Annotated in this window: 6 protein-coding genes; all 6 read left to right on the top strand. The window is 70.3% G+C overall.

Annotated features, from left to right (window positions below):
* Positions 1–355 precede the first annotated feature (355 nt).
* A complete protein-coding gene (locus ACX6XY_RS29635) occupies positions 356–1,144 on the top strand; it encodes an ABC transporter ATP-binding protein (protein ID WP_460337561.1) in 789 nt (262 codons plus the stop codon).
* Positions 1,141–3,714 carry an ABC transporter permease gene (locus tag ACX6XY_RS29630; RefSeq protein WP_460337558.1) on the top strand — a complete coding sequence of 858 codons (2,574 nt, stop codon included), beginning with the start codon at positions 1,141–1,143 and terminating at the stop codon, positions 3,712–3,714. The genes ACX6XY_RS29635 and ACX6XY_RS29630 overlap by 4 nt, the downstream gene beginning before the upstream one ends.
* A gap of 145 nt (positions 3,715–3,859) precedes the next feature.
* Positions 3,860–5,317 carry a bifunctional UDP-N-acetylglucosamine diphosphorylase/glucosamine-1-phosphate N-acetyltransferase GlmU gene (gene glmU / locus ACX6XY_RS29625; protein ID WP_460337555.1) on the top strand — a complete coding sequence of 486 codons (1,458 nt, stop codon included), beginning with the start codon at positions 3,860–3,862 and terminating at the stop codon, positions 5,315–5,317.
* Between the two features lie 145 nt (positions 5,318–5,462).
* On the top strand, positions 5,463–6,443 hold the full coding sequence (locus ACX6XY_RS29620; protein ID WP_460337552.1) for a ribose-phosphate diphosphokinase: 981 nt from the start codon (positions 5,463–5,465) through the stop codon (positions 6,441–6,443).
* Between the two features lie 175 nt (positions 6,444–6,618).
* Positions 6,619–7,209, top strand: coding sequence for a 50S ribosomal protein L25/general stress protein Ctc (locus ACX6XY_RS29615; RefSeq protein ID WP_460337550.1), 591 nt, complete (start codon positions 6,619–6,621; stop codon positions 7,207–7,209).
* Positions 7,210–7,318: 109 nt separating this feature from the next.
* Positions 7,319–7,921, top strand: coding sequence for an aminoacyl-tRNA hydrolase (pth, locus tag ACX6XY_RS29610; RefSeq protein WP_460337548.1), 603 nt, complete (start codon positions 7,319–7,321; stop codon positions 7,919–7,921).
* Positions 7,922–7,967: the final 46 nt, after the last annotated feature.

Here is a 7,967-nt window from a genome sequence, read left to right as displayed (position 1 = left end):
AGGGCGGAACGGGTGGGCACAACCCACCCGACCCCGGTGACCGTTCTCGCTTGGCCCGCAGGGCGACACCCTCCCCCGGAAGGGGACACGGGGCACCCCGTGAAACCAGGGGCGAGGGGCGCACGCCCCTAGGGGTTCATCCGCACCACGGATGGGGGGCGGCTGGTACCGGCGCAGGAGGAGCGGTGAACTTTCGCTGCCTAGCGTGGAGTCACAGGGCGAGCGGGGGCGCGCAGGACACACGGGGTGGGGTTTTCCCCCGGCTCAAGACGGGGTCGTCCACCAGCGCGCCACGGCCCGTCCGGCCACCAGACTGAACGCGTCATCACGACACCACTGACGAAGGAGACGAACCGTGACAACGGCTGTAAGCATTCCCAGGCACGGGGGCACTGGAGGGCGTACGGCCGTCGCGGCACGAGCGCGACAGGTCGTGAAGGCCTACGGGTCGGGAGAGACCCGAGTCGTCGCGCTCGACCATGTCGATGTGGACATCGCCCGCGGGCAGTTCACCGCGATCATGGGTCCCTCGGGCTCGGGCAAGTCCACGCTGATGCACTGCCTCGCGGGCTTGGACACGGTGAGCGGCGGGCAGATCTTCCTGGACGAGACGGAGGTCACCGGGCTCAAGGACAAGAAGCTGACGCGGCTGCGGCGGGACCGGATCGGGTTCATCTTCCAGGCGTTCAACCTGCTGCCCACGTTGAGCGCGCTGGAGAACATCACCCTGCCGATGGACATCGCGGGCCGCAAGCCCGACCGGGAGTGGCTGGGGCGGGTGGTGGACACCGTCGGGCTCGCCGGGCGGCTGAAGCACCGGCCGAGCGAGCTGTCCGGCGGTCAGCAGCAGCGCGTCGCGGTCGCGCGGGCGCTCGCCGCCCGGCCGGAGATCATATTCGGGGACGAGCCCACCGGAAACCTCGACTCGCGCTCCGGCGCCGAGGTGCTCGGCTTCCTGCGGCGGTCCGTGGACGAGCTCGGCCAGACCATCGTGATGGTCACGCACGACCCGGTGGCCGCCTCGTACGCGGACCGGGTGCTGTATCTCGCGGACGGCAGGATCGTCGATGAGATGCACCAGCCGACCGCCGATCAGGTTCTCGACCGCATGAAGGACTTCGACGCGCGGGGGCGGACGTCGTGACCGTGCTGAAGACCTCGATGCGCAACTTCTTCGCGCACAAGGGGCGGATGGCGCTGTCCGCCGTCGCGGTCCTGCTGTCGGTGGCGTTCGTCTGCGGGACGCTCGTCTTCACCGACACCATGAACACCACGTTCGACAAGCTGTTCGCGGCGAGCGCGGCCGATGTCACGGTCAGCCCCAAGTCGGCGTCCGGCGCCGACGAGGCGCCGCGCACCGGCAAGCCGGAGGCGCTGCCCGCGTCCGCCGTGGAGCGGGTGAAGCGGGCGGACGGGGTGAAGTCCGCCGAGGGCGGCGTCTCCAGCATGAGCGTCACCGTCGTCGACTCCGAGAACAAGAACATGGGTTCCAGCAACGGCGCCCCGACGATCGCCGCGAACTGGACCTCCAACGAACTCCGCTCCATGGAGATCAGCAAGGGGCGTGAACCGCGCGGCCCCACCGAGGTGATGGTCGACGCCGACACCGCGGAGAAGCACAAGCTGGCGCTCGGCGACGAGTTGCGCACCATCGCCGTCACCGGCGACTTCACCGCCACGATCACCGGTATCGCCTCGTTCAAGGTGACCAACCCCGGTGCCGCCGTCGTCTTCTTCGACACCGCGACCGCGCAGCAGCGACTCCTGGGCGGTACGGGCCAGTTCACCCATGTCAACGTGACGGCCGCGGCCGGGGTCAGCGACGAGCGGCTGAAGCGCGCTGTCGCCGCCGAGCTGGACGGCGCGTACAAGGTGCGGACCCAGCAGGAGGCCGCGGACGAGAACCGTGAGGACGTCGGCGAGTTCTTCGACGTCATGAAGTACGCGATGCTCGGGTTCGCCGGGATCGCCTTTCTCGTCGGTGTCTTCCTCATCATCAACACGTTCTCCATGCTGGTCGCCCAGCGCACTCGTGAGATCGGTCTGATGCGGGCCATCGGGTCCTCGCGCAAGCAGGTCAACCGCTCGGTGCTGGTGGAGGCGCTGCTGCTCGGCGTGGTGGGGTCGGTACTCGGCGTCGGCGCCGGGGTGGGGCTCGCCATCGGGCTGATGAAGCTGATGTCCCAGCTGGACATGGAGCTGTCCACGCGGGACCTCACGGTCAACTGGACCACCCCGGCGATCGGTATGGCGCTCGGCGTCGTGGTGACCGTGCTCGCCGCGTACGTTCCCGCCCGCCGTGCGGGCAAGATCTCCCCGATGGCGGCCCTGCGTGAGACGGGCACGGCGTCGGACGGCCGGGCGAGTGCCGTGCGCGCCGTCATCGGGCTGGCGCTGACCGGGGCGGGCGGCTTCGCCCTGTATCTCGCGGGCACCGCCGACAAGGCGAGTGACGGGTCGCTGTGGCTGGGGCTCGGTGTGGTCCTCACACTGGTCGGTTTCGTGGTCGTCGGGCCGGTGCTGGCGGGCGGCGTGGTGCGGGTGCTCAGCGCGCTGGTGCTGCGGGTGTTCGGCCCGGTCGGGCGGATGGCCGAGCGCAACGCGCTGCGCAACCCGCGCCGTACCGGGGCCACCGGCGCGGCCTTGATGATCGGCCTGGCGCTGGTGGCGTGTCTGTCGGTGGTCGGCTCGTCGATGGTGGCCTCGGCGACCGAGGAGCTGGACAAGTCGGTCGGCGCGGACTTCATCATCAGGGAGAACCAGTTCAACCCGATGACGCCGCAGACGGAGGAGGAGGTGCGAAAGACCTCGCACCTCGCCCATGTCACCCGGTACAAGCAGGTCAAGGCGGAGTTGACCGCCCCGGACGGCGCTACTGTCACCGAGGACCTCACCGCGGCCGACCCGACCTACGCACGGGACGTGCGCCGCGAGACCGTCGCCGGTGACCTGGCCGCCGCGTACGGCGAGAACGCCATGTCCGTCGGCGACGCCTACGCGGACGAGCACGGCGTCAAGGTCGGCGACGAGATCGCGGTGGCCTTCGAAGGCGGCCGTACGGCGAAGCTGAAGGTCGCGGCGATCACTTCGGACGACACGTCCATCGACCAGGGCGCGAAGTACCTCAGCGTCGCGACCGCCGCCGCGCACCTTCCGGCCGACCGGATGCCGCAGAACATGATCATGTTCGCCGAGGCTGAGGACGGCAGGGCGGACGCGGCCTACGCCGCCCTCAAGAAGTCGCTGTCCGGCAACCCGGCCATCAAGGTGCAGAACCAGGCCGACTACAAGGAGGACATCAAGAACCAGGTCGGCCAGCTGCTGAACATCGTCTACGGGCTGCTCGCGCTGGCGATCATCGTGGCCGTGCTCGGGGTGGTGAACACCCTCGCCCTCTCGGTGGTCGAGCGGACTCGGGAGATCGGCCTGATGCGGGCCATCGGGCTCTCCCGCCGCCAGCTGCGCCGGATGATCCGCCTGGAGTCCGTGGTCATCGCGCTGTTCGGCGCGCTGCTCGGGCTGGGGCTCGGGATGGGCTGGGGCGCGACGGCGCAGAAGCTGCTGGCGCTTGAGGGGCTGACGGTGCTGGAGATCCCCTGGACCACCATCGGCACGGTCTTCGTCGCCTCGGCGTTCGTGGGCCTGTTCGCCGCGCTGATCCCGGCGTTCCGGGCGGGCCGGATGAACGTGCTGGGCGCGATCGCCACGGACTGACCCGGCCGCGGGGCCCCGGACGCGTGCACGCGCGCGTCCGGGGCCGTCGCGCGCTCCGGTACGCCCTTGCTGCGAGCCCCGCACTACGCCCCGGTATCCTGCGGATGTCCGCCCCCCAAAGCACCGAAGCCGAAGGACATCACCCGTGAGCGCCAATTCCCCGGCCGCCGTCGTCGTCCTCGCCGCGGGTGAGGGCACCCGCATGAAGTCGAGCACCCCCAAGGTCCTGCACGAGATCTGCGGCCGGTCGCTGGTGGGCCATGTGGTCGCCGCCGCCCGAGAGCTGGACCCGCGGGAGCTGGTCGTGGTCGTGGGCCACGCGCGCGAGCAGGTCACCGCGCACCTCGCGCAGGCCGACCCCGCCGCCCGTACCGCCGTACAGGAGCAGCAGAACGGCACCGGGCACGCGGTGCGGATGGGCCTGGAGGAGCTGGGCGGCGAGGGCCGCGGCGTGAGCGGGACGGTCATCGTCGTGTGCGGCGACACCCCGCTGCTCACCGGTGAGACCCTGCGCGCGCTGTCCGCCACGCACACCGCCGACGGCAACGCCGTGACGGTGCTGACCGCCGAGGTGCCGGACGCCACCGGGTACGGGCGGATCGTCCGGGACGAGGCGAGCGGCGCGGTCACCGCGATCGTCGAGCACAAGGACGCCAGCGACGCGCAGCGCGCCATCCGCGAGATCAACTCGGGGGTGTTCGCCTTCGACGGGCAGCTGCTCGCGGACGCGCTGGGCAAGGTCCGCACCGACAACAGCCAGGGCGAGGAGTACCTCACCGACGTCCTGGGGATTCTGCGCGAGGCCGGTCACCGGGTGGGCGCGTCGGTGGCGGGCGATCACCGGGAGATCGCCGGGATCAACAACCGCGTCCAGCTCGCCGAGGCGCGCCGCAGCCTGAACGACCGGCTGCTGACCGAGGCCATGATGTCCGGGGTGACGGTGGTCGACCCGGCCACGACCTTCGTCGACGTGACGGTGACGTTCGAGCCGGACGCGCTGGTGCACCCCGGTACGCAGCTGCTCGGCGCCACGCATGTCGCCGCCGGCGCCGAGGTCGGCCCGAACACCCGGCTGACGGACACCAGGGTCGGCGCGGGCGCCCGTGTGGACAACGCCGTCGCGAACGGCGCGGAGGTCGGCGACGGCGCGTCGGTGGGCCCGTACGCCTATCTGCGGCCCGGCACCCGGCTCGGCGCGGGGGCCAAGGCCGGTACGTATGTGGAGATGAAGAACTCCGTGATCGGCGACGGCACCAAGGTGCCGCACCTGTCGTACGTGGGCGACGCGGTGATCGGCGAGCAGTCGAACATCGGCGCCGCGAGCGTCTTCGTGAACTACGACGGCGAGGCCAAGCACCAGACCACGATCGGCTCGCACTGCAAGACGGGCTCGGACAATATGTTTGTGGCGCCTGTCACGGTCGGGGACGGCGCCTACACCGCGGCGGGCTCGGTGATCACCAAGGATGTGCCGCCCGGTTCGCTGGCCGTCGCCCGTGGCCAGCAGCGGAATATCGAGGGCTGGGTGGCCCGCAAGCGTCCGGGCAGCGCGGCCGCCAAGGCTGCCCAGGCCGCGACCGCGGAGGCGGACGGCGAAAGCTGACCGGAAACAGGCGCGCCGAACAGCGCGTACCGTGGTAGATGCACACATCGGGTGTCCGGAGGGTTCCCCTCCGGGAAACGGCTGGCTCGCGCGACGTGAACTCGCGGCCAGGGACGCCAGAGAACACGTCTGAGGAGACAGTGCTGTGACCGGGATCAAGACGACCGGCGAGAAGAAGTTGATGCTCTTCTCCGGCCGCGCCCACCCCGAGCTCGCCGAGGAGGTCGCCCACCAGCTGGGGGTCGGCCTCGTCCCGACCAAGGCCTTCGACTTCGCCAACGGCGAGATCTATGTGCGTTACCAGGAGTCGGCGCGCGGCGCGGACTGCTTCCTGATCCAGAGCCACACGGCTCCGATCAACAAGTGGATCATGGAACAGCTGATCATGATCGACGCTCTGAAGCGGGCCTCGGCCCGGAGCATCACCGTGATCGTCCCGTTCTACGGCTACGCCCGCCAGGACAAGAAGCACCGCGGCCGTGAGCCGATCTCGTCCAAGCTGATGGCCGACCTGATGAAGACCGCGGGCGCGGACCGCATCGTCGCCGTCGACCTGCACACCGACCAGATCGTCGGCTTCTTCGACGGTCCGGTCGACCACCTCTTCGCGCTGCCGATCCTCGCGGACTACGTGGGCGCCAAGGTCGACAAGGACAAGCTGACGGTCGTCTCCCCCGACGCGGGCCGGGTGCGCGTCGCGGACCGCTGGTGCGACCGGCTCGGCGCGCCGCTGGCCATCGTGCACAAGCGCCGCGACAAGGACGTCGCCAACCAGGTGACCGTCCACGAGGTCGTCGGCGACGTCGAGGGCCGGGTCTGCGTCCTGGTCGATGACATGATCGACACCGGCGGCACCATCTGCGCCGCCGCGGACGCGCTGTTCGCGCACGGCGCGGAGGACGTCATCGTGACGGCCACGCACGGCGTGCTGTCCGGCCCGGCCGCCGACCGGCTGAAGAACTCCAAGGTCAGCGAGTTCGTGTTCACCAACACGCTGCCCACCCCGAGCGAGCTCGAACTGGACAAGATCACGGTCCTGTCGATCGCGCCGACCATCGCGCGCGCCCTGCGCGAGGTCTTCGAGGACGGCTCGGTGACCAGCCTCTTCGAGGACGAGGCGAACTGACCCTCGGCAAGATCCTTTTGGGTGCGGCCTCCCGGCCGGGTAGACTAGTCAAGTTGCTCGGCGAGGGAGGCCGCACTTTCTGTGTGCGGCGGTCCGTTATCGACGCGCTCTTCGTAGCAGGCCAGTCGTGGCCGGGTGACCACCACCACTGGTTTCTCTCATACGAGGAGTGCACATGGCCGAGCTGAAGATCACCGCCGAGACCCGCACCGAGTTCGGCAAGGGCGCCTCGCGCCGTCTGCGCCGCGCCGACAAGCTGCCCGCCGTCGTCTACGGCCACGGCACGGACCCGGTGCACGTCGCCCTTCCGCACCACGACACCCTGATGGCGCTGCGCACCTCGAACGTCCTGATCAACCTGGACATCGACGGCCGCAGCGAGCTCGTCATCCCCAAGGCCGTCCAGCGTGACGCCCTGCGCAGCGGCATCCTCACCCACGTCGACCTGCTCGTCGTGAAGCGCGGCGAGAAGGTCAGCGTCGAGATCCCGGTGCACACCGAGGGCGAGCTGGCTCCGGGCGGCAACCTGCTGGAGCACGTGCTCAACGCCCTGCCGGTCGAGACCGAGGCCACCCACATCCCCGAGTCGGTCACCGTCTCCATCGCCGGTCTCGACGCCGGCGCCTCGGTGCTGGCCAAGGACATCACGCTGCCGGCCGGCACCACCCTGGACGTCGACGGCGAGACCGTCGTCCTCCAGGTCCTGGCCGCGCAGGCCGAGGAGGCCCCGGCCGAGGCGGCCGAGGGCGAGACCGCCGAGGCCTGAGCCCCGTAGCTCTCGATCTGCCTCGTAGTACGTCAGTGCCGGGTGCCGTCCACCGCGACGGCACCCGGCATCGGCGTTCCCACCCACCCTCGCCACAGGAGACGCGCGGATGACGACGACGCCGGATGCCAACGCCCCCTGGCTGATCGCGGGTCTCGGCAACCCCGGACCCGGCTACGCGGACAACCGCCACAACGTCGGGTTCATGGTCGCCGACCTGCTCGCCGAGCGGATCGGCGGCACGTTCAAGCGCCACAGCAAGGCCCAGGCGCAGGTCCTGGAGGGGCGGATCGGCCCGCCGGGGCCCGGCAGCCGCCGTGTCGTGCTGGCGAAGCCCATGTCGTACATGAACCTCTCCGGCGGCCCGGTGACCGCGCTGCGCGACTTCTACAAGGTGCCGACAGCTCACATCGTGGCCGTCCACGACGAGCTGGACATCGACTACGGCGCGCTGCGGCTGAAGCTCGGCGGCGGCGACAACGGCCACAACGGCCTGAAGTCCATGACCAAGGCCATGGGCCCCGACTACCACCGGGTGCGTTTCGGCATCGGCCGCCCGCCGGGCCGTATGCAGGTCGCCGACTTCGTCCTCAAGGACTTCTCCGCTGCGGAGCGCAAGGAGCTCGGCTACTTCGTGGACCGGGCGGCGGACGCGGTCGAGGCGCTGGTCCTGGAGGACCTGGAGCGCGCCCAGGGCACCTACAACTCGTAAACCTCTTCCCGAACGGCCGCGCGGCCCCGCCACAGTGTGGCGGGGC

It is taken from the genome of Streptomyces sp. O3, assembly GCF_054788135.1.
This window is presented reverse-complemented; position numbering and strand designations above follow the sequence as displayed.